Raw genomic sequence first — 21,919 nt, forward strand, 5'->3', positions numbered from 1 at the left:
AATAAAAATAAACATACGATGTTTCTATTTATTATAAAACCGTATTTATATTGACGATTTATCTGTTTTTAGCCAAAAACTAAGTAAATTTACAGACAAATGCCTTGGAATCTCGGAAAAAGAACAATTCAGCGATCGCTTTTATATTTATCGCGAGGACGGTAGCGAATAGGGAAGCCGATAAACCAGCCAAGCCAAGCAATCTTGAAAAGCTTTAATAAATTCTTTTGTGTTCGCCTCTCAATCAGGTGGGAAGGCAAGAAATCGCATCTCTACGCTATGCTGGAATCGCCAGTTAAGCCTGAGTTGACAGAATGCACTGGATATTATCTGGGCCATTAAGTGTAGAAAATGTGAAAGTAGCGATCGCAATGCCGACATCTTTGCACAAAACAAAGTTGGTGCAAATGTCAGATTTGCACTACGATGGTCTGCGGCTGTCCGATGAACTGTTAGCACAAGCAATTGCAGCCAGCAATCAACTTGAACCAGACCTGGTTTTATTGACAGGTGACTACGTAACCGACGATCCAACCCCGATTCATAAGTTAGTGCGATCGCTAAAACACCTGGAAAGTCGTTTTGGTGTCTATGCCGTACTCGGCAACCACGATAATTATTACCGCCATTCAAAACAAGAGGTGCAAAATGCCCTGACTAGCATCGGCATTCGCGTCCTTGAAAACGAAATCGCTTATCCGCTGGGAAAAGCATTACCTATAGTCGGACTCGCTGATTTTTGGTCGCGGGAATTTAACCCCGCACCCGTGATGAATCAACTCGACCCCAGTACACCCCGCATCGTCTTATCTCATAACCCAGATACCGCCGAAATTTTGCAACAGTGGCGGGTTGATTTGCAACTCTCAGGTCATACTCACGGCGGTCAAGTGGTGATTCCAGGGTTTGGCCCGGGGGCAGGATTGCTGCAACACTTGCGCGACATTATTCCCCAACCGATGCAGCCCTTGGTGCCTTTTATGAAGGAATGTAATAAAGTCGTGCGGCATTGGGAATGGGCTTCCGGATGGCATCAGGTGGGAAAAAACCAGATGTATGTAAATCGCGGATTGGGAACCTATTTTCCGGGACGGTTGTTTTGTCCGCCAGAAGTTACGGCGATTACTTTGGTAAGCCAGTAGGCTCATATCTTGCACCAAGCCCTCAGAATGGAATTCTGGGGCTATTGCATTCCAAGTCCGCCTGCTTTGGCTAACCGAAAATCAAGTGTAACTTGCGTAGGCAGGTTTCGTTTGTGCGCTTTCAACCGCCTAGTGCAAGATGTCAGTAGGGCTGAGTTCCTCGGCGAAGGAGTGCTGAGTATCTTTTAACTCAGCACTGTTCTACTTAAAAATAGTTGTTAGTTGTTAGATAAAGAATCTATGTTCTCTTTCATTCGGTCAGATTTATCTGGGCTACGCGCCTATACACCGCACCCCGGTGGCACATCAGGGAGTCCAGTTGCCTCAGACATTCCTATCGACCGCCTGGATACCAATGAATGCCCGTTTGATTTGCCCAAGGAGTTAAAAGAAAAGCTGGCTTGGACTTATCAGCAGCTGATTGAGACAAATCGCTATCCTGATGGTAGCCATGCTGAACTGAAGGACGCGATCGCGCAATACGTCAATGAATCGATTTCTCCCCGGTTAAGGGAGGAGGACGCAGGCGAAAGTTTAATTAGCCCAGCTAATATTTCTCTAGGCAACGGTTCAGATGAACTAATTCGTTCTCTGTTGATTGCCACCTGTTTAGGAGGAGAAGGGTCGATTTTGGTAGCTGATCCCACCTTCTCCATGTACGCCATTCTCGCTAAAACGCTGGGCATCCCTGTAGTCAGCGTGGGGCGTAAACAAGCAAATTTTGAAATTGACCTGACCGCCGCCCAAAAAGCTATTGAACAAACCTCCAATCCGCCAATCCGGGTGGTGTTCGTGGTTCATCCCAACTCCCCTACCGCCAACGCCCTAACAGCTGCTGAGTTGGAATGGCTGCGGAGTTTGCCAGAGGAGATTCTGGTAGTAATTGACGAAGCTTATTTTGAATTTAGCCAGACAACTGTTGTCGCAGAATTACAGCAGCGTCCGAATTGGGTAGTGTTGCGGACATTTTCCAAAGCCTTTCGACTGGCAGCTTTAAGAATGGGTTACGCGATCGCACATCCGGAACTTATCCTCGCTTTGGAAAAAGTCCGTCTCCCCTACAACCTCCCCAGCTTCACCCAAGCCGCTGCATTGCTGGCCCTTTCCCATCGCCAACTGCTACTCGGTTGCATTCCCGAAATTCTCACCGAACGCGAAAAGTTACTCGACTTTCTCAAACAGCAACCAAACTTACAAATTTGGCACAGCGACTCTAACTTTATTTACCTGCGAACCCCTACAGATGAAGCCCTTACCAACTTAGCCCACCAACTCAAACAGCTGGGAACGTTGGTGCGACACACTGGCGGCGGCATCCGTCTTACGGTAGGTACTGAACAAGAAAATCAGCGATCGCGCCAACATCTCCTAGCAGCCTTAAAAACTATTTCTTAAGGAGGAAGAATTAAAAATTAAAAGTAACTTTTTTAATTTTTAATTCTCAATCATCGATCTCACGCGCCCTGCTGATAGTGTCTGGCAAAACACCGACCAAAAGCGCCAAAGCATCATCAGGTATTTGGGCAATTGTCTCTATACCAAAAAACTGCTTAAACTGCTCAATTATCTTCTGCGCTCGTTGCAGCGGCACTGGATTATCCGTTATTTGTCTAGTAAGTCGAATCCACTGCCGCCGAATCAAATAAGCATTTTGTCGTTCCTGGGCAGATTCAGGACTCACCAACGACAGATTGCCCACTGGCAGCACCTGCTTACAATCCACATCAAACAAGCCACCCACAGCCGATCCAGGCCCTGCAAACTCTGCATGGTAGCTCTTATAGAGGATCAAGCCATTGCGACGGCGACTATTAACGATCAACAGATGTTTATTACGCATCTGAGTGAGAATCTCAGAATTTTCCTCGTCAGGGTTCGGGGTTGCGTTTGTCATGTCATTAGAGAGACGATCGCGAATAACACGGGTAGGGCTTTGATTGGCATCAGCTTTGTATATAGCAGCCTGGTAGCTCTGTTCGTTTGTGCTATCCATGTCAACTTTTACTGATAGATTTTTCCGGTAAAAATATATCCGAATTGGAAGCACATAAACTTGCTTCAATTCTGTGATTTCTGGATGGAGGAAGCGCTTAAGAGTCAGTTAGACATCTGTTATATAAATAATAGTTACATTAACAAAACATTTGACATCAGTAAGTATAAGTTACCAATCTGCAATCTCGCAGTTTTATTTTATGGCATATGGCCCAACGTCAGGAAATATATTAAGTAGCACCCAACGGCCATCAGCAAAGTAGGGACACGGCAATGCCGTGTCCCTACGCATTCAAGGGATGAAAATTGTTTTCCAATCTCACGCTTTTTTCAGGAGTTGTGGTTTTGGAGTTTAGGAGTCAAGTGTTTGTGCAAAAACAGCCTTCGGGGACGCATAAACAGCAAGTCGCTCCAGCTGGGATCAACCTTGTGCAGTTCATATCCCGCCTTCAGATAAAGCTGCCTAGCTTGATGATTGTTTTCGAGAACGTGGAGGTAGATATCTTCAAAACCCCACTCTAGAGCTATTCGCTCGCAGTAGCGTAGCAATTGCAGCGCTGCGCCGCGCCGCCGACACGCCTTGTAGACAGCCAAATTGGAGATATAAGGATATTGAGAACCCCAAGGTTGCCAGGAAGAGGGACGGAGCGCCATTTCTACAGTGCCTACCACAGAATCGTCAGCGTGTTCAAACTCTGAGGGTTGGGAGTAGATGTGATCGCTATTTCCGTGATTAGTGCCGCCAGAGATAGGCTCAAGAGCGACTAAACAAATGTAATTCTCAGGAGCCAAGCGCAGCCGATTCCGCAAATCTTCATAAATTCCTAATCGAAAAAGAGGATAGAACCAGTTCCAAATCCCATTGCGCGGGTGAAAGCTATCCGCCAGGATCTCAGTCAGACCTGTTAGATCGCTTTGGCGGGCCGTCCGGATAATAAAGTGAGAGGCAATTTTGGGTTGTACGTCTTTTTCGGGTTGGCGGTGCAAAACTAAAGGAAAGCAGTGGTGAGGAGCTAGCCCAGTTGGATCTCTAGCAGGTTTCATCGTAGATCATTTTGTACAAATTTTCGCGCTTCAATATTGGTCATCAGAGGTAAATAGCCCTCCTTGAGCGTAGCTTTTTTCGCCGCCATTCCCGCTTTTGGCAACGACTAAATGCCAAAAGCCGCCCATCCCTTAAGCTTTACCTATTCCAATAAGAGTTTTTTTTGGCAACCACCTGCCCTACCGAAACGTCTTGACTTTCAAGAGCAGCTTTTATTCCAGCAAGGATACTATTGTACAAGGAGTGCATTGACCCCGTGGAGTACAGGCAGCGTCATAGACTAGGCAGAGTAAGCTTATATCCGGAGCAGCAGCATTCTTGGAGGTATTCCGCTAATAGCCTGTTGTCTGACAATTTGGTGTCGGGATAATGAAAGTGTGGGTTAAACCAGTTATAACTGAGGTTCCCGCACAAAAATTAAAGAAACTGATCCAGAGCGAGTATCTTAAATAGAAAGCAAGTGAGAAGTGCATTTTCTCCCCTAAAAATAATTAAATTAATTGAGTGGGACACCTTAGTTGCCAGTTGCCTGACGACAGAGAACAGCTATTGCCCTACCGCAACAAGCATCGGTGTTAGAGAAGCGACTTTTCAAAATCTAGCGCCTAAGGGCATATACGCTAGTGTCGCCTACGCCCAATATAATATCGGGGAGCATCAGGTAGCATTAGGGTGTTTTTCTCAGAACAGCCGAGGACGCGGCAAAAGTGAAACTAAAAACTTAAGATCAATTGGGGTGCATCGCCTGGCTTGGCCACAGCTTCCGGAGGCGGAAACAGTCATATGGGGATAGTAGCTTTATATATATATAATTCGTCTTCCTCTTACGTCCGTAAGCCATCTTGATCCCTGGAAGAATCTGTGCATGAGGATACTATTTTTAAACCGCATGGGCGTATGTACGAGCTACGCGCTACAACAGCAGGAGAGCGGGGCATGAAATCCCAAGGCAGCAAAAAGCCGAAAATTCTGGTTGTCGATGACGAACCAGACAACCTCGACCTGCTTTACCGAACATTCCATCGAGACTATAAGGTACTCAGGGCAGATAACGGCCCAGCTGCCCTGGAAATTTTGGCATCCGAGGGCGATGTTGCGGTGATCATCTCGGATCAGCGTATGCCTTTGATGAGCGGTACTGAGTTTTTGAGCCTCACTGCTACTCAGTACCCAGACATTATCCGAATTATTTTGACAGGTTACACCGATGTCGAAGACTTGGTGGAAGCCATCAACGCTGGCAAGGTCTTCAAATACGTCACAAAACCTTGGGACGCTGCCGAGCTAAAAGCGCTGGTGCAGCAGGCAATGGATACCCACAACGTCCTGAAGGTTCGCACTGAGGAACTTTGCCGGACGCTGCGCCGAGAATCGCTGCTGAATACAGTCACCAACACAATTCGCAATGCCCAGTACCGAGGCGGGGGTGGTTCCCCTCTGCGGCAAGTCCTCCAGACGATTGTAGAAACAGTCGGTCATATGTTGGAGGTGAGTGTTTGTATTCTGCGTCCCTTCCAAGAAGACCAGATGGCAGATGAAGGGTTTATTTATGAAAGGCAAGAGGCAAACGGCAAAGGGCGATTATCAGGACTGTTGACTTCTGGATTAAAAACTGAGGCACAAGGCAAAAGTGAGGATTTAGGAGCTAGGACGCTGGAAGAATACACCAGTGCGTCCTCTGTCCTCATACCTGCGTCCTTTTCTTCTCTAGATTCACATAGAGAGCAGCAAGACGAAGACACCAACTCAGGTCTAGGTCAGTTGGTGTGGGAAACGCAGGATGTGGAAGTAATCAATGATGTTGAAACTGATGAGCGATTAAGCGCTCATACCCCGGAAATCAGGCAACGGCTTGAGGCTATGCGAAAGCAGGACATTCACTCTAGCCTAGTGGTGCCACTGTATTGCCAACTGGAATTGATGGCAGTGATGGCACTACATCAGTGTGGGGAGCCGCGTGCATGGCAGGATGATGAAATTCAGCTGGTAGTAATGGTGGCGGATCAAGCCGCTTTAGCTCTTTCTCAGGCGCGGGCATATGAGCAAGTTTCCTACTTAGCACGTCGAGAGGCGCTTGTCAATACCATTACCACGGCTATCCGCTCCAGTCTTGACCCGCAGGATATTTTTGCGGCGATTACTCAACAGCTGGGACAAGCTTTGCAGGTAGATGGCTGTGCTTTGTCTCTTTGGAGGGAGGAAGATGAGTTTGTCCAGTGCGTCGGCTTGTATGACGGAGCAGAGATCCGTGTGATGGACGACGCTATGGGCGCGGAGTCGGTTATCGAACTTCAAAAGCCAGAATTTTTAACTTATAATTCAAAGCTTTTCACAGGCACTGCCTCGACAAATCAAAACTCAAAACATGAAGCTAAGAATTCTCAATTACCCCAGTCAGTGGTACCCATTGCTGGTAATCCGGTTTTGCAGCAACTACTCTCTACGCAACAACCAGTGGTAATTGACGATTTGGGTCAACAGCCAGAAATGAATGGGTTTGATCTGCCTTTGCGGAGTCCGGCGCGGGCGCTGTTGGTGGTGCCGTTACTCTCGGATGGTCGGATTATTGGCAGTATTACGCTGCGCCAAACGCACAAACCGAGACGCTGGCACGCATCGGAGATTGAATTAGCTCAAGCTGTGGCAGCGCAGGCAGCGATCGCAGTTCAACAGTCCCGACTCTACCAAAAAACCAGGCAACAGGCAGAGCGATTATTAGAATTAGACCGTCAGAAAACCGAATTTTTCCAAAACGTTTCTCACGAGTTCCGGACACCTCTAACTCTGATGCTGGGGCCCTTGGAGTCAGCTGTCAACCAGCATCAAGATTTACCTTACGATCAAGCTGCGATCGCTCTCCGCAACTCCCGCCGCCTGCTGCGACTGGTAAATCAACTGCTGGACATCCAAAGACTTGATGCCGGAAAGATGCAGGCTAGTTTCCGCCCCTGTAACTTGGTGGAATTTGTCGAGACAATTGTCGAAGCCTTTCGCCCCTACTGCGAGAAAAAAGGCTTGAATCTGCTTACCTACACCAGTCCCTGTCTTCCGGTTTACTTAGATTTGGAAAGATTTGACAAGGTACTTTACAACCTTCTGTCCAACGCCATGAAATTTACTCCCGTGGGCGGTACAATTACCGTCACGGTTGAATCTGCTGGGGATCACGTCCGAGTACAGATTGCAGACACTGGCATTGGCATTCGCCCAGAGCAAATCCCCCATCTTTTTGAACGATTTCGGCAGGCGGAAGGGTCAGTTAACCGATCCTACGAAGGCAGTGGTTTAGGTTTAGCGCTGGTGAAAGAACTGGTGGAACTGCACGGCGGTCAAATTTCCATAGGCTCAGTCTACACAGAAGGCAGCACCTTTACTGTTTGGCTGCAAACTGGTACAGCTCACCTACCGTTAGATCAAGTGTTGGAAGTGCCAACCGAAGTGCAGTTCAATCGGGCTGCGGTAGAATTAGCCGACCTGGAGATAGAAGAAGAAGCTCTTGAGAGTGAGGAGTTAATAGTTAACGCTGAGGAGTTAAAAGAATCTTCAACTCCTAACCCATCACTCCTAACTCATCACTCCTCCCACATCTCCTCTATTTTGGTGGTGGACGACAATCCGGATCTGCGAACCTATGTATCTCGCATTCTGCTAAATGAAGGCTATCAAGTCTGGACAGCACGCAACGGGGACGAAGGATTCACCATAACGAGAAATCGTCGTCCTGACCTGATTGTGACGGATTTGATGATGCCTTTGGTGTCGGGTCTGGATATGATTCGGATGATCCGCGAACAGGAGGAATTGAAGGGGACACCGATTATCTTGCTCACCGCTAAAGTGGACGAGGAAACTCGAATTGAAGGCACCAGTAGAGGGGCAGATGCCTATCTAGCCAAGCCGTTTAATGACCGGGAATTGTTATCCTCAGTACGGAATTTACTGGCTCTCAAGGAAAATGAGCGCCGGGTTTTAGAGCTAAATAGTTACTTAACAGAGTCGGTATTGAAGCGCTTTTTACCACCATCAATGGTGCAGAAGGCGGCAAAAGGGGAACTAAAGCTGGATTTGAGTCCGGAACCCAAATTGATTACCGTTTTGTTTAGTGACATTGTGGGCTTTACTCAGCTGGCAAACAACTTGCGATCGCGCAAGGTGGCAGAATTGCTCAATGAGTATCTGGAAGCTATGACCAAAGCTGTATTTGATAACGGCGGCACAGTAGATAAGTTTGTCGGAGATGCCGTGTTAGCTTTGTTTGGAGCGCCAGAGGAACTAACACCCAACGAACAGGTACGACGAGCGATCGCATCTGCACGACAAATGCACGCCTCTCTAGAGCTACTTAACCAAAAATGGATCGAAGATGGTCTGGTTGGCACTAACGGACGCAACCCTGTACAGTTTCGCTGCGGCATCCACCAGGGAACCGCAGTGGTAGGAATGTTTGGCGGTGCCGAACGATCTGACTACACTGCTGTTGGCCCTAGTGTTAATATCGCCTCTCGTCTTCAAGAAGCAGCCCAACCCAATAGCATCCTCGTTTCTGCCGCCGTTGCTGATTACCTGGACGAAGATGAAATGACCAAGCAAAGTCCACTCACCCTCAAAGGCATCGATGAAACTGTTCTCAGCTTTGCCGTGAATCCGCAAAAAATTCCTGAGGCTTAGAGTTGTCAGTGTTAAGTTAGGAGTCAAAAGTTAGGAGGCGAGGTAGAAGTTTTTCTCGTTCCCCAGCTGAGCTTCGGAATGCGATCGCGTCAGGCGGAAGCCTCACATTCTCTGTAATTTTTCTCTGTGGCGGAGGCTCGCTCCTCCCTTGGGGCGTTCCTAGTGCGATCGCAGGGTAATAATTGTTTTGCCCATGATTCTAAAAATACAGTTCTGCTTTTGAGAATGGCACAACCAATCAACCCCAATACTCCTACTCAGACAAACAATCGGCAGCACTCCGAACCACTAATGTTGTGGGTAAATTTCATCCTGGGTTCTATTTTCCTTCATGTGCTGGCAATCTGGATATTGCAGCGGATGACGGCGCTATCTGCATTTTTTGAGGTGAGTAAAGCACCTATTCCCATTGAGTTAATAACAGCTTCGGAAGCTTCCTTGCAGCCACAAGCCGAGACTCGCCGCCCACTACGCCAGCGCCAGCGTCGCTTAAGAACAGCTAATCGTTCTCCATCTCCTCCCTCAAACTCCACCGCTACCCAGCAAAACCCGCCTTTATCTCCATCCCAAACTCAAAATTCCGACGCTGCTGTGCCTTCTAGCCAGCAAAGAGAGCAGGAGGTGGTTCGTCCTGATGTCAGCACCAGACCCATAGAGCCTACACCCAACCCTAATGTGGAACCCCAGCAGCGACCACCATTCCCTGCCGATCGTCCAGTCGCAACAACACCAGCACCCAGAAGTACGCCATATCCGGCGAATGAGCAGCGATCCCCTGTTCCCGCCTCCCAACCGCCAGCAAGAACAACACCACCCCCGGCTCCTGCCTCCACAACTCCTCCACCGCCCGCTGCACCGAATCCTCTACCATCAGCACCACCTGAACCTAACCCAGGCAACTCGTCGTCGGGATCCAGCCAAGGTGCAGGCGTTGTTGCCTCCTTTATCAACGTCCGTTCTGGTAACGGTGGCAGGGACGAGCCTAGCCAGCTAGCTGAGCCACAGCGATCGCAAAAACAGTTTTCTGACCTGAATTATCCGGCAACTGCACAGACTCCAAGGGAGCCTTTAGTCTTGGAAGTAAGATTGTTAATTTCTGAGAACGGAAAAGCGGAAGTTATATCCACGAACGTCGTGCAAGGTAACGGAAATTTCGCCGCTGACCAGTTTGTTAGGGGTATAATCCAAGACTGGAAATTTAACCCCGCTATCTCCGAGGGTCAACCCGTCCAAAGCTTACTGGATGTGTCTATCAGAGTTTCCCCTCTCTCTAGATGAAAAAATGTTGAATTGTTTGCTCAACTATCGGGAATTTATGGTAATCTAGTTTTAGTATGGCAACATACATCTTTCGCGGGTGTAGTTTAGTGGTAAAACCTCAGCCTTCCAAGCTGATGATGCGAGTTCGATTCTCGCTACCCGCTTTTTGAATTGTCGGTGGAAAAACGACAGTATTTTATCGGCTCAAGAGCGATCGCGCTTTTCCCATTAGCTCAGGGTATAGTCGGCGCGATCGCTACTATCTAATCAGTTGAGGCACAAAAAGAGGCAGATATAAAAATCTGCCTCTTTTTATCATGTCCGGTAAATTACCCCTAATAGCAAAGGAACCTCACCCCTAATAGGGAAGAGGCGACTTTGGGGAAGTCAAAATCTCTCTAGAGGCCTTTTTCTTATGGGTAATTCCACAGACTTGATATAACAAATTAACAACAAGCCTGGAGTCAGTATCCTCGTGATAACGCCACACACCCGCACTCGACGGATACTAGCGCACCGAGTCTTGATTCTAACTCTAGTCTTTGCCCGTAACGGCTTCCAGAGCCTTCTCGATCTTTTGTTCAATTGAGTCAACGCCTTGGGTATTTTCAGGGCGCTTCATATTCTCAATATCAGAGTCCCCTTGAATTTCATTCAGACCCTTAGCCGCTTCCTTCTGGGTTTCTTCTAGCGAGTAGGGTTTTGACAGAACCGCCTCTTGGGATTTCAGCTCGATGTCCAGCAGATTTGCTTCTCCATCTGAGGGTTTACTTTGGGTGCCACTGATTCCGGTAGGCGGGTTATTCTTGCTGGCGCTGAAAGCTGGTGTCGCATAGGAAAATACTAGGAACGCGCACGCAACGGCAGCTATTACCAAACGCACTGGACGTACCCAGGCAGATAGGTTGAAGCGGATCGATTTCATACAGTACCTCTCTCCCAATTTGTTGAAATTAGCAAGCATTAAGGCTATTAACCAGTTCAGACGAAGTAACTGCCTGAACGCCATCTATTATTTGCTCAAATTATGGAGCTTTTGACATCTATAGGTAGGTATAGATGCAATAAATCTTTATAAAAGGCAATAAAAGGCAATATTCACCTTCAACTCGGCAATAAAAACTGAATTTTGGGTAATAAAGGATCTTCCACTACACCAATTCCAGTAAAACCCCACCGTTGGAGTAAACCTTTTATCTGGCTTCCAGAGATTGATTCGATAGCGAAACGATTTGCCACATCCGGAGCGTGGGTGTTGAGATAGCTTAGAGCGTCAAAGTCTTCGTTAAACATCAACAAATAACCCGCTCCAGTTGCAGTTTTATCTGGTTTTGCGGCAATGTATTGCCCGTCAACTTTGGAACGGATTAGGTAATAAATTTGGGAAAACATATCAATTGCTAATGGCTAATTGCTAATGGCTAATTGTTAACAGTCATCAACAATTAGCCGTTAGCTTATTTAAGATTTTCCAACTTGATTCGGGGATCAACGGCTTTGAGCAGCAAGTCTGCGAATAAGTTGCCGACAATGAGCATAAAAGCGCCCATAATCAAACTTGCCATTACTAAATAGAGGTCTTGAGCGGTAACTGCTGACAAAATCAAACGCCCTAATCCAGGCCAGTTGAAGAAAAATTCTGCAATAAAAGCACCGCTTAACAAACCGGCAAATTCAAATCCCAATAGTGTTACCAAAGGATTAATAGCATTGCGGAGGGCGTGAACATAAATGACTCGATTTTCGGGGAGTCCTTTAGCGCGAGCCGTTTGGATGTAATCTTGGCGAAGAACATCGAGTAATTCCCCTCTGGTAATTCGCTGCAAACCAGCAAAGCTGGTGATAGAGAGCGCCAAAGTCGGTAAAATCATGTGCCAGCCGATATCCAAAATTTTGCCAAACCAGGACAAGTCAGCGTGATTGATGCTGGTTCTACCACCGACCGGGAAGAAGGGGGAGGTGTACTGCGCCAGAAGCAGCAGCAACAAAGCAGTGATGAAGCTGGGAAATCCCTGTCCGGCGTAGCTGAGGACTTGCAGAATGCGATCGCTTGTCCGATTTTGGTTAACAGCGCCAACGATACCCAGAGGGATAGCGATCGCCCATGTCAAAATTACAGAAGCGATCGCCAACTCCAAAGTCGCTTGGATGCGCTCCCACAACAGCGATGCTACCGAACGCTGATAGACAAAACTGGTGCCAAAATTTCCATAGCGCACAATTTGCCACAACCAACGCCGATACTGCTCAATTGCTGGCTTATCCAAACCAAACTGTTGTCTTAATTCCTCAATTCGTTCTGGCGAAATTTTGGGATTTTGCCTCAGAGTATCTAAATAATCCCCAGGAGCCAGCTGAATAATTGCAAAACTCAAAGCTGATGCCAGCAACAAAGTCAAAAGTGCCTGTAACAACCGCTTCACCACGTAGAGAAAAGTTTCACCAGCAAGCAGCCTTCTGAGCCAATTTAAACTAGCATTGAACCTATTTTCTCTTGAAGAATCTCTAGTAGAAGTCATGTAACACAAAGTTTGGCTAATGGCTAATGGCTTTTAAACAATTAGCAATACTTCAATCAGCTAATTACTAATATTCAACCAACGTCACAATTGGCGCATCAGGCAGTCGTTGCCGCCCATTCAAATCCCTTAGCTCGATGATAAAGCCAAATCCCACCAACGTGCAGCCCGTTTGCTGCACCAATTCGGCCGTAGCACTGGCAGTTCCACCAGTCGCCATCAGATCGTCCACAATCAAAACCCGGCTTCCAGGTAAGAGCGCATCTTGATGCACCTCCAAGCGATCCATCCCATATTCCAATTCATACTCAATCGCATGAACAGCAGCAGGTAGCTTCCCACGCTTCCGGACAGGGATAAACCCAGCTCCCAGTTTGTACGCTAAAGGTGCGCCAAAGATGAAACCCCGCGACTCCATCCCAACGATATAATCCGGGGAAAACTGGGCGCACTTTTCCGTTAAAGAATCAATAGTGAAGCGCAATCCCTCCGGATCTCGCAGCAGCGTAGTTATATCTCGAAACAAAATTCCTGGCTTGGGAAAATCTGGAATGTCGCGAATCAGAGACTTGAGATCCATAGCAGCTTTAAAAAAAAGGGTGTGGGTAACTTTCGTCATCGTTGCCATTCCCAGCGAAACTATATCCAGAATGTGCAACTATCTACCTGGAAAATCGTACACTAGAAGGTTGCACGGTTTCGGAGCATTTTTAACACTCAAAACACGCTTGCAGCAGTTATTGAGTTTCTCAGTGGTAGCTGTTTGATTCAATTACAGCCCAAGACAGCCATCCAACGGCCCGACCCGATGACTCCAAATTTAGGATTAAGAGATCCTGATTTCTGTAAAATTGGGCTGTGCATATGAATTACTGGGTAGCCGATGGACACAAACTTAACAGCTAGAAGTCATTGAGTTCAAGCGTCCAATTTGTTTTAGATTGGTGCAAGCCATCAACCAGTTCAACAGCCCTGCTATTTGGAATGAATCGTTCTGTGAGCGTAATGCCATTAAATAGTCCTTTGCAAGAGTCAATGCCACTGATTCTGGACAGTCTCCCTGACCCACCAATCGCGTCTAGTGTGTGTCCGCGTCGAACAAGGACTAAGATTGACCTGATTTTACTGGCAATAGAAGCCCTGGAACTGGGGGGTTCTGAAGCAATGCTAAAAATATCCCAGGATCTGGAACTCCAGAGAGTTATCCAAAATCGGGTGAACCTCTGGCGATTGCGTAGCACCAACCCCCTGCGACGCTCTTATACTCGACGTTTGCTGACGTTTGTTGAAGCTAAGGCGCTGGTAGTAATTGCCTGCCACTTGGCGCGGCGGTTGACTGTCTTGATCCGACAGCTGCTATTTGCCTATCAACAACTCCGGGAAAAGCAGCTGCCCTTGGAACATCATTATCGCTTGTCTGAGTATCTGGAACGGTTCCGCGCCCACTTCCGGAGTCGGATGAATCCGCGTCGCGCTGCTGTCGCCATTTACAATTCTGATGACAAGTTGAACGAGTTGGCAATGGAGTTGTTGAGCGAGTTGCTATTCTGTACGGGAACGTCTGGAATGCAACGCTTTTGGAGCAGTCTGTTTGATGGCGAAGTGTGATTGGTCATTAGTCATTAGCTAATGGCTAATGGCTAATGGATCTTGAACAATTAGCAATACTTTAACTAACAACTAACAACTAAAGATGACTATTCGACGTCCGTACAGTCTGCCTAACTGCACGCTAATCCTAGAAGGGTTGAGCGATGGCACATCCGGTCAGGTGGATGCCCGACCATTAATGTCTATCCTGGTTAATGCTGAGTGCCGTTTTGCTGGTCAGGAGAAGCCGTTAACCGGGGGACGCGACTTTTTTGAAAGTTTGGTGATGGCAGTGAGTAACTATGCACAAGAATTTTTGAGTGGGGTTCCTCACTGGCACAACCTTCAGGACAAGCCGACAACAGTGCAGTTGCATAGAGTTAATGACCATCTGCACAGGTTAAGTGTTGAGATGCCAGGAAGTGCTGGCGACTCGAACACAGCAGGTGTCTCGACTGCTAACTCGGCTAGGCAAGTGGATTTGACCACAGTGCAGCTGTTTGATTTGGTGGATGCGGTGGATCAGTTCTTGGCGGATAGCAGGACGCTACCAGACATAAACCTGTCAATTGCGCCTGTTCCTAAGCGCTATGCTAAGGCGGAAGTGCCAGTGGCACAGCGCGCGGCACCAGCAGCAGTAGGGGTATCAATTTTGGGGCTGGCAGCGATCGCATTCTTTGTGATACCGCCTCCCAATGTCGAGCCACCTAAAGATCCCTCCGCCCAGCCGAATGCCAGCGCCACAACGCCTGCTAGTCCCGTAGCTTCGCAAGAGCCAACTATAAGTCCGACACCAGTAAGCGCTGATGCGACGAATCTGGAATCTCTGCTGACATCAGTGCCAGAAATTACCGATCCTACCCAGCTGCGGGCTTTGGAACGGAGACTGTATGACAAAATTGCCCAGACGTGGTCTGGCAAGCGCCGCCGATTTAGCGAACAGTTAATTTATCGCGTCGGCGTGGGCCAAGATGGAGCCATTGTCGGTTATAAACCAGTCAATGTAGCAGCACGCGATCGCGCCTCTGACACGCCACTGCCAGAATTGCTTTACATCCCAGCCGGAGGAAGCACGACAAGCAGCGATCCTATCGGTCAGTTCAAAGTTGTGTTTACCAGAACAGGCGTTCTGCAAGTCAGTCCTTGGCGTGGCTATACAGGCGAACCCAGCTTAGGGCCACAAATTACCGATCCGACCCAACTGGAGAGTTTAAAAACTCAGCTAGAAAGTCAAATCAACGGGAACTGGAAAAAAGAAAGTGTCGCCTTTCCGCGTAACTTAGTCTATCGAGTTGCTGTGAACAAAGACGGCGCGATCGCTGACTACGAACCGTACAATCAGCCTGGCTATGATTATGTCAAGCAAACTCCGCTCCCTAACTTAGTCAACCCCAACCAAAGCGCCGCAACCCTCCCTCAAGAACCTCTGGCCCAATTCCAGGTGGTATTTAAACCCAACGGTGTCGTTGAAGTGGAACAATTTCGAGAATAGGGGCTGGGGGCTGGGGGCTGGGAACTGGGGACTAGGGACTAGGGACTAGGGCTAAGAGTTAGGGGCTGGGTAAGAGTCCTTCCAATTCCCAATCCCCAATCCCCAATCCCCAATCCCTACTTCTTTGGCTTCTTCACCTTGAAATAAGCCTCTAAAACTTGTCGTACCATCGGGGCTGCCACCTTGCCGCCGCCGCCGCCAGAGTGTTCTGCAAAGGCAACAACCAAAATAGTCGGCTTGTCCGCAGGCCCATAGGCACCAAACCAAGCATGAGACAATCCCGGTGGAGCCTCTGCTGTACCACTCTTACCCGCAATTGGGGGAAGCTCTGGCACATTCACACCTTTGCCAGTGCCGCTAGTTACCACCTGCCGCAGTCCTTGACGTACCACCCGCAGCGTTTCGGGTTTCATGTTCAAAGATTTTCGCCAATTTTTAGACTCTTCATTATCCTTGAGGACGTGAGGCTTGACCCGATAACCACCATTGGCAGGGACGGCAAACATCACAGCAACTTGTAGCGGTGTCGTTTGCAAGAACCCCTGACCGATAGACATATTCACCGTGTCTCCAATTGTCCATTCCTGCTTCAATCGCTTCTGCTTCCAAGTATTATCAGCAACCAGTCCCGGTAATTCTTCTGTCCCTAACTCAATCCCGGTTTTTTCACCAAAGCCATACTGCCGAGTCCAGTGAATCAAGGTTGGGCCGCCTATACCTTTGCCAATCTGGTAAAAGAAGGTATCACTACTCATGGCCAGTGCGCCGACAAATCCCAATGGGCCAAATCCGGCATGGTTCCATTCACCAAACCGAATCCCACCAACGGTTAGGTAAGGATAGGTTGCCAATACTGTATTTGGAGAATACTTGCCCGATTCGATAGCAGCAGTAGCCGTGACAATCTTGAAGGTACTTGCTGGGGGAAAGACTCGTAAAGCGCGGTTAACGAAGGGGTTGCCCCTACTTTGCACTTTCTTCCACGTCTCAGGCGTGATCCGCTTAGAGAAAACATTGGGGTCGAAGGCTGGACGGCTGACCATCGCCAGGATAGCACCATTATTCGGGTCCATTGCTACGATCGCGCCCTTGCGATCGCCTAGCGCCTTCTCAGCTGCCTTCTGAACATCCAGATCCAGCGTTAACTGCACATCCTTCCCAGCTTTGGCTTTTTTCTGCCCCAAAATCCGCTGTACATGACCCGCACCATCCACCTCAACCTGCTGGCCGCCCCATTCTCCTCGCAGCTCTTTCTCAAAAGCCGCCTCCACGCCCATCTGACCAATCACATCACCCAGGCGATAGCCTTCATCTCTGCGCCCTTGCAGTTCTTCATCGTTCATTTCACCCGTGTAGCCTAAGATGTGAGCGGCTACTTCCTTGTTGGGGTAGTTCCGTACCCCTTCAATATCCACCTCTACTCCCTGTAGTGTGCTTCTGTACTCTTCTAGGGCTGTGATTTGTGCCGGATTGATGTCGCGGGCAATCCGTAGCAGTGAGGTAGAGTTATAGCCTGCTTTTTCCACCTGCTTTTGAATTTCGCTCTCAGGAATATTTAAAAGCTCGGAGAGCCTCTTCCGGCTCTCAGTCCACGGTTTCTCTTTTTGGGCAATAGGCCACAGAAAAACTGAGTGAGACAGTCGGCTACTTGCCAAGATTCTACCCTTGCGGTCGAAAATCGTTCCCCGTGCTGGCTGTTTGGGAATCAGACGAATCCGGTTGTTTTCTGCCAGGGCGCGATTGCGATCGCCCTCAACCATCTGCAAATACACCAAACGAGAGCCAATCCCACCCGCTAAGAGCGTGGTAACGAACAGCATAATAATGACAGACTGAAATTGTCTGCCCACAGAGCGGGTGGTTGATTGACGCCCAATTGAGGAAGGCTGGATTAAGGTCATAGCAGCAAGATGTCAGTTTATTAACTTTAAAAGGGAAACGAATGAATTATTGTAGTTTGGAGTAGTTTCCAGTAGCGATCGCCTCTACATAGTTTATCGCCACGCCTTACTAAACGAGACGGCGCAGGCGGGCAAAAGGCGACAAGGGAGAATTTTTTTCACTCACACTCAATCCCCTCCTCCCCTCCCTAATCCCCACTACCCGGTGAGCAGAATAGCAAAATTTGAATCTAATAGCTGATCAGGTTGGCGCGACAGCTAAAATAAACCAAAGTCATAGCTCTATTTTCAATTGAGCATCCCTAATCAAAGCCTTCACAAAACTCCAAACTCTGTGGAACCTCGCTGCTGGGAAACATTACTATGTCTCAAACTTCTGTCAAAGAACAACGCTCTCCGGAGACTACAGATGAACTGGATGTCGAACTCCGCAAGGTTTTTAAGGTATTCAATGGAGAAACAGCAGTTCGTGGAGTTGACTTAGACATCCACCGGGGAGAATTTTTTAGTATTCTCGGCCCCTCTGGCTGTGGAAAAACTACAACCTTGCGCTTAATGGCTGGGTTTGAGACTCCCTCGGCGGGAGAGGTGCTGATTCAGGGACAGTCAATGAATCACGTACCGCCCTACCGTCGTCCCGTGAACACTGTGTTTCAAAGCTATGCCCTGTTTAGCCATTTGAATGTTTGGGAAAATATCGCCTTTGGGTTGCGGATTAAAAAGCTGTCAAAAGCAGAAATTGCCGACCGCGTTCAAGAAGCTCTCAAGCTAGTAAAAATGGAATCCTACGCTAACCGTTACCCAGGACAAATGTCTGGCGGACAGCAGCAACGAGTAGCTTTAGCGCGGGCGTTGGTGAATCGTCCGGCGGTGATTTTGCTGGATGAACCTTTGGGCGCACTCGATTTGAAGCTGCGTAAACAAATGCAGGTGGAGTTGTCCAACTTACATCAAGACTTGGGCTTAACTTTTGTGATGGTGACGCACGACCAAGAGGAGGCGTTGAGTCTTTCTGACCGGATTGCTGTGATGCGGGGGGGTAAGGTTGAGCAAATTGGCAGCCCTAGCGAAATTTACGAGTGTCCCCGGACACCGTTTGTGGCGGATTTCATTGGCGATACAAATCTGTTTGAGGGGCGCATCGAAGCGTCTGATTATTCGACCATCAATATTGTGACTAACAGTGGACAGAAGATTGTAGTGCAGCCTCCTGAGCCTTGGAATACCAGTGGTACACATCAGGAGGTTGTGGTAAGCGTGCGTCCAGAGAAGATTCAGCTAAGCCTGTATCCCCCAGCTAGTCTGGGCAATTGCTTTGAAGGGCGGCTGAAGCACATGATGTACATGGGAACTCATGTTCATTATGTGGTGGAATTATTGTCAGGCGATTGCTTGACGGTAAGGCAACCGAACATAGTAGGAGCCGAAGTTGCCCTCAACACTCCTGTTTATGCCCACTGGTCTACTACAGATTGTTTGGCAATGAATGCAGTAATTAAAAATTAAAAATTGCTTCATTCCCGTTTCTTTATTGTTCCTTTTTGCTATTAACTCCTGTGCCTCCAACTGCTCTACCAAAATTTCCAAGGCAACTAAAACCTTTTTGGAAAATATTTTCGACACATGGATCTTTAAAGCGAGTGATTGCCAAGGCTTTTAAAATCCAGAATCCGAAATTACGCGATTTGGGAAGAATTAATCTCCCCAAAAATCGCTTCAAAATTCAAATCCAAAATGGTATAACACGACGGAAATTTTTACAGACCTCAGCCGCCGCAAGCGTGGGACTAGGCTTGTCCGGTTGCGGCTGGACGCTTGCCAAAGTGCGCTCAGCACCAGCTAATTCAGAAGGTTCCAGCAAGTTGTTGTATATCTACACTTGGGCTGGTTACACAGATGATAATTTGCTAAATCGCTTTACTAAGGAGACGGGAATCAAGGTCATTGCAGATGTCTTTGATTCCAACGAAGCGATGTTAGCGAGGCTTCAGGCGTTAGGAGGTGGGGAATATAGCATTATTTACCCATCTGACTATACGGTGAGGAAGATGGTGGATTTGGGTTTGCTCAGGGAATTAGAGCGATCGCGTTTAGTTGGTCTAGATCGGCTTGTTCCCCGATTCCAGAATCCAATTTATGACCCAGGAAACCGTTACAGCATACCTTTGAGCTGGGGAACAACGGGCCTGATTTACAATACACAGAAGTTGAAGCAGCCACCTGAAGATTGGAACTATCTCTGGGACAACAAGCAGACACTCTCAAATCGAATGACGTTACTTTCTGATGTTCGGGAAGTGATGGGTGCTGTCTTGAAAATGATGGGATATCCTTACAACTCAACAGACCCTCAGCAGATTAAACAGGCGTATGAAAAATTAGTAATTCTGAAACCCGCGATCGCTTCCTTCACTACTGATGCTTGGAAAACTCAAATTTTAACAAATGATTTGCTCCTAGCCATGTGTTTTTCGGCAGATGCTAATGAAGTCATCCCCGAAAACAAAAACTTGGAATATGTAATTCCCGAAAGTGGTTCTTCGCTGTGGACGGATACGTTAGTAATTCCCGTCACAGCGCCCAATCCAGAAGGCGCTTATGCCTGGATGAACTTTTTGTTACAACCCGATGTTGCCGCCCAAATATGCGAACGCTTAAGCTTCGCAACCCCCAATCAAGCTGCTATCAACCTCTTACCAGAAGAAGTCCGCAATAATCCAATTTTGTTTCCCCCAGAATCGCGACTAGAAAATTGCGAAGGTGTAGCACCTATTGGAAAAGTTGCCGAAGTTTATGAAGCCTACTGGACTCGATTAACAAGTGCGTAACCAATTTTATATTTTGGATTAAAGAGTTATTAGTCCAGTCAGGCAGGTTGTACTTCTGATATAGCAATCCCAACTCATTTATGAACTTCTTTCTTTCCTGCTCCGGTTGCGCCTGGACGGTTCCTTGAAAAGTATAGGATTGCTATAGTATTTGGTTTTAACAGTGCAATGCTTAAATTTATAAAAATCTAAAATCCAAAATATTATTTCACTATTCAATCCAAAATCCAAAATCCAAAATCAGATTGTGTCTACCCCAACTTCCCCTTCTTCTATCCCCAATCCCACTCCATCTGATGGAGTTCCGGAATCACCAGTTCTGATGGGCAGCAAAACACGCCCAGGCTTAAATTGGTTGGAACCAGTCGCGTTGCTTTTGCCATCTGGTATCTGGTTAGCTTTGTTGCTGGTGCTGCCAACTTTGGTGATTTTTGAGCTGAGTTTAGTCCCAGGAATTCGACCAGGGGATGTGGTTAATCCCAGCGGGCTTGATAATTATGCTCTAGTATTTCAGCCAGTTTACTTGCAGGTGATAGCGCGATCGCTATTCTTTGCCTTTGGCACTACAATAGTTTGTCTTTTGCTAGGATTCCCCGTTGCCTACTGGATTGGTCAAATGGCACCGCCAAAGTGGCGGAACCTGCTGCTATTGGGCTTTGTCTTACCTTTGTGGACATCATCGCTGCTGCGTTCCTACGCCTGGATTACGATTTTGCGTCCTACGGGTGTTCTCAACACGGTGTTAACTACTTTTGGGCTACCTGCTTTGGAGTTGCTTAACCAAAGTTCAGCAGTTTTTATTGGCATGGGTTACAGCTTTTTGCCCTACATGGTTTTGATTCTCTACGCTTCTGTAGAAAAACTCGATCGCCGTTTGTTGGAAGCATCTGCTGATTTAGGTGCGAATCCGATTGAAACTTTTTGGAAGGTAACTGTACCCCAAACTATGCCAGGAATTGCCGCTGGTTCTTTGCTGGTATTTATTAGCACTTTGGGAGATTTCGTAGATCCGGAATTGCTGGGCGGTGCTTCTAGTATGACGGTATCTCGCTTAATTTATAACCAGTTTTTAGGCGCGACTCAAAACTGGGGATTTGGCTCGTCTTTGAGTATGGTATTGATTTTTGCGGTGAGTATAGCGATCGCGCTTCTCATCAAATACGGCAATCCAACATCACAAAAGTAAGGCGAATTTGTCGGTAGGTTAGTAATTTCTCTTAACGCACCTTTAGTTTAATTAAATATCTCTTAAATATTCGCCATTGGTACTAGACAACTATTGGTTTAATTGGTACATTTATATAATGGAAATCTGTGCGCTCATATATAGTAATTTTAAAGTTTCGTAATAGGTAATTGGTTAGTAAGCCCTAACTAATAAACTGTAAAAAGTACGCGATCGCTTGCGGTAGCCACAGAAAATAAACCGCATTAGATTCGCCATGCGCGTAAGCGCTTACTAGGCGAAGGAAAGATAAG

17 protein-coding genes and 1 tRNA gene are annotated in these 21,919 nt (G+C 47.5%); 11 read left to right on the top strand and 7 right to left on the bottom strand.

Going from position 1 to position 21,919, the window contains the following annotated elements; translation table 11 throughout:
- The first annotated feature begins 314 nt into the window (after positions 1-314).
- Both H6F63_RS21315 and H6F63_RS21320 read left to right on the top strand, forming a co-directional pair.
- Positions 315-1,142 (top strand): metallophosphoesterase, encoded by an 828-nt coding sequence (locus H6F63_RS21315; protein ID WP_190639458.1) that lies wholly within the window; start codon positions 315-317, stop codon positions 1,140-1,142.
- A gap of 240 nt (positions 1,143-1,382) precedes the next feature.
- Complete coding sequence (locus tag H6F63_RS21320; protein WP_190639459.1) at positions 1,383-2,537, top strand: histidinol-phosphate transaminase; 1,155 nt, start codon at positions 1,383-1,385, stop codon at positions 2,535-2,537.
- Positions 2,538-2,583: 46 nt separating this feature from the next.
- On the opposite strand, the gene H6F63_RS21325 is transcribed toward H6F63_RS21320, so the two are convergent.
- Together H6F63_RS21325 and H6F63_RS21330 are read right to left on the bottom strand one after the other, a co-directional pair.
- Entirely contained in the window at positions 2,584-3,135 is a 552-nt protein-coding gene (locus H6F63_RS21325; RefSeq protein WP_190639460.1) for a hypothetical protein, read from the bottom strand.
- A gap of 332 nt (positions 3,136-3,467) precedes the next feature.
- Positions 3,468-4,181, bottom strand: coding sequence for a GNAT family N-acetyltransferase (locus tag H6F63_RS21330; RefSeq protein ID WP_190639461.1), 714 nt, complete (start codon positions 4,179-4,181; stop codon positions 3,468-3,470).
- Between the two features lie 461 nt (positions 4,182-4,642).
- Between H6F63_RS21330 and H6F63_RS21335 the strand changes: the two genes are divergently transcribed.
- From H6F63_RS21335 to H6F63_RS21350, 4 genes are all read left to right on the top strand, one after another.
- Positions 4,643-4,975: a hypothetical protein gene (locus H6F63_RS21335; protein ID WP_190639462.1), complete on the top strand. Its 333-nt coding sequence runs from the start codon at positions 4,643-4,645 to the stop codon at positions 4,973-4,975.
- Positions 4,976-5,118: 143 nt separating this feature from the next.
- Positions 5,119-8,850 carry a response regulator gene (locus H6F63_RS21340; RefSeq protein WP_190639463.1) on the top strand — a complete coding sequence of 1,244 codons (3,732 nt, stop codon included), beginning with the start codon at positions 5,119-5,121 and terminating at the stop codon, positions 8,848-8,850.
- A 126-nt stretch (positions 8,851-8,976) separates the two neighbouring features.
- Positions 8,977-10,128, top strand: a complete 1,152-nt coding sequence (locus H6F63_RS21345) for an energy transducer TonB (protein WP_190639464.1) — start codon at positions 8,977-8,979, stop codon at positions 10,126-10,128.
- 75 nt (positions 10,129-10,203) lie between these two features.
- A tRNA-Gly gene (locus H6F63_RS21350) sits at positions 10,204-10,274 on the top strand.
- 371 nt (positions 10,275-10,645) lie between these two features.
- Here the strand turns inward: H6F63_RS21350 and H6F63_RS21355 are convergent.
- From H6F63_RS21355 to H6F63_RS21370, 4 genes are all read right to left on the bottom strand, one after another.
- A complete protein-coding gene (locus H6F63_RS21355; RefSeq protein ID WP_190639465.1) occupies positions 10,646-11,035 on the bottom strand; it encodes a low temperature-induced protein in 390 nt (129 codons plus the stop codon).
- A gap of 179 nt (positions 11,036-11,214) precedes the next feature.
- A complete protein-coding gene (locus H6F63_RS21360) occupies positions 11,215-11,502 on the bottom strand; it encodes a hypothetical protein (RefSeq protein WP_190639466.1) in 288 nt (95 codons plus the stop codon).
- A 65-nt stretch (positions 11,503-11,567) separates the two neighbouring features.
- On the bottom strand, positions 11,568-12,629 hold the full coding sequence (locus H6F63_RS21365) for an ABC transporter permease (protein ID WP_190639467.1): 1,062 nt from the start codon (positions 12,627-12,629) through the stop codon (positions 11,568-11,570).
- A 67-nt stretch (positions 12,630-12,696) separates the two neighbouring features.
- Positions 12,697-13,209, bottom strand: a complete 513-nt coding sequence (locus H6F63_RS21370; RefSeq protein ID WP_190423464.1) for an adenine phosphoribosyltransferase — start codon at positions 13,207-13,209, stop codon at positions 12,697-12,699.
- A gap of 404 nt (positions 13,210-13,613) precedes the next feature.
- Here H6F63_RS21370 and H6F63_RS21375 point away from each other — a divergent pair, with 404 nt between their 5' ends.
- Positions 13,614-14,237 (top strand): DUF3038 domain-containing protein, encoded by a 624-nt coding sequence (locus tag H6F63_RS21375; RefSeq protein ID WP_190423466.1) that lies wholly within the window; start codon positions 13,614-13,616, stop codon positions 14,235-14,237.
- A gap of 85 nt (positions 14,238-14,322) precedes the next feature.
- Positions 14,323-15,711, top strand: a complete 1,389-nt coding sequence (locus tag H6F63_RS21380; protein WP_190639468.1) for a DUF4335 domain-containing protein — start codon at positions 14,323-14,325, stop codon at positions 15,709-15,711.
- Positions 15,712-15,827: 116 nt separating this feature from the next.
- On the opposite strand, the gene mrdA is transcribed toward H6F63_RS21380, so the two are convergent.
- The gene (gene mrdA, locus H6F63_RS21385) at positions 15,828-17,612 is read right to left on the bottom strand and encodes a penicillin-binding protein 2 (RefSeq protein WP_190639469.1); all 1,785 of its coding nucleotides are present in this window, start codon (positions 17,610-17,612) and stop codon (positions 15,828-15,830) included.
- A gap of 363 nt (positions 17,613-17,975) precedes the next feature.
- Here mrdA and H6F63_RS21390 point away from each other — a divergent pair, with 363 nt between their 5' ends.
- The 3 genes from H6F63_RS21390 (at position 17,976) to H6F63_RS21400 (ending at position 21,626) form a co-directional block, all read left to right on the top strand.
- Complete coding sequence (locus H6F63_RS21390) at positions 17,976-19,118, top strand: ABC transporter ATP-binding protein (RefSeq protein WP_190639470.1); 1,143 nt, start codon at positions 17,976-17,978, stop codon at positions 19,116-19,118.
- A gap of 215 nt (positions 19,119-19,333) precedes the next feature.
- Positions 19,334-20,440, top strand: a complete 1,107-nt coding sequence (locus H6F63_RS21395; protein ID WP_190639628.1) for an extracellular solute-binding protein — start codon at positions 19,334-19,336, stop codon at positions 20,438-20,440.
- Positions 20,441-20,762: 322 nt separating this feature from the next.
- On the top strand, positions 20,763-21,626 hold the full coding sequence (locus H6F63_RS21400) for an ABC transporter permease (protein WP_190639629.1): 864 nt from the start codon (positions 20,763-20,765) through the stop codon (positions 21,624-21,626).
- The last annotated feature ends 293 nt before the right edge of the window (positions 21,627-21,919 follow it).

The organism is Trichocoleus sp. FACHB-40, from assembly GCF_014695915.1.
Taxonomy (GTDB): Bacteria; Cyanobacteriota; Cyanobacteriia; order Cyanobacteriales; family FACHB-T130; genus Funiculus; species Funiculus sociatus.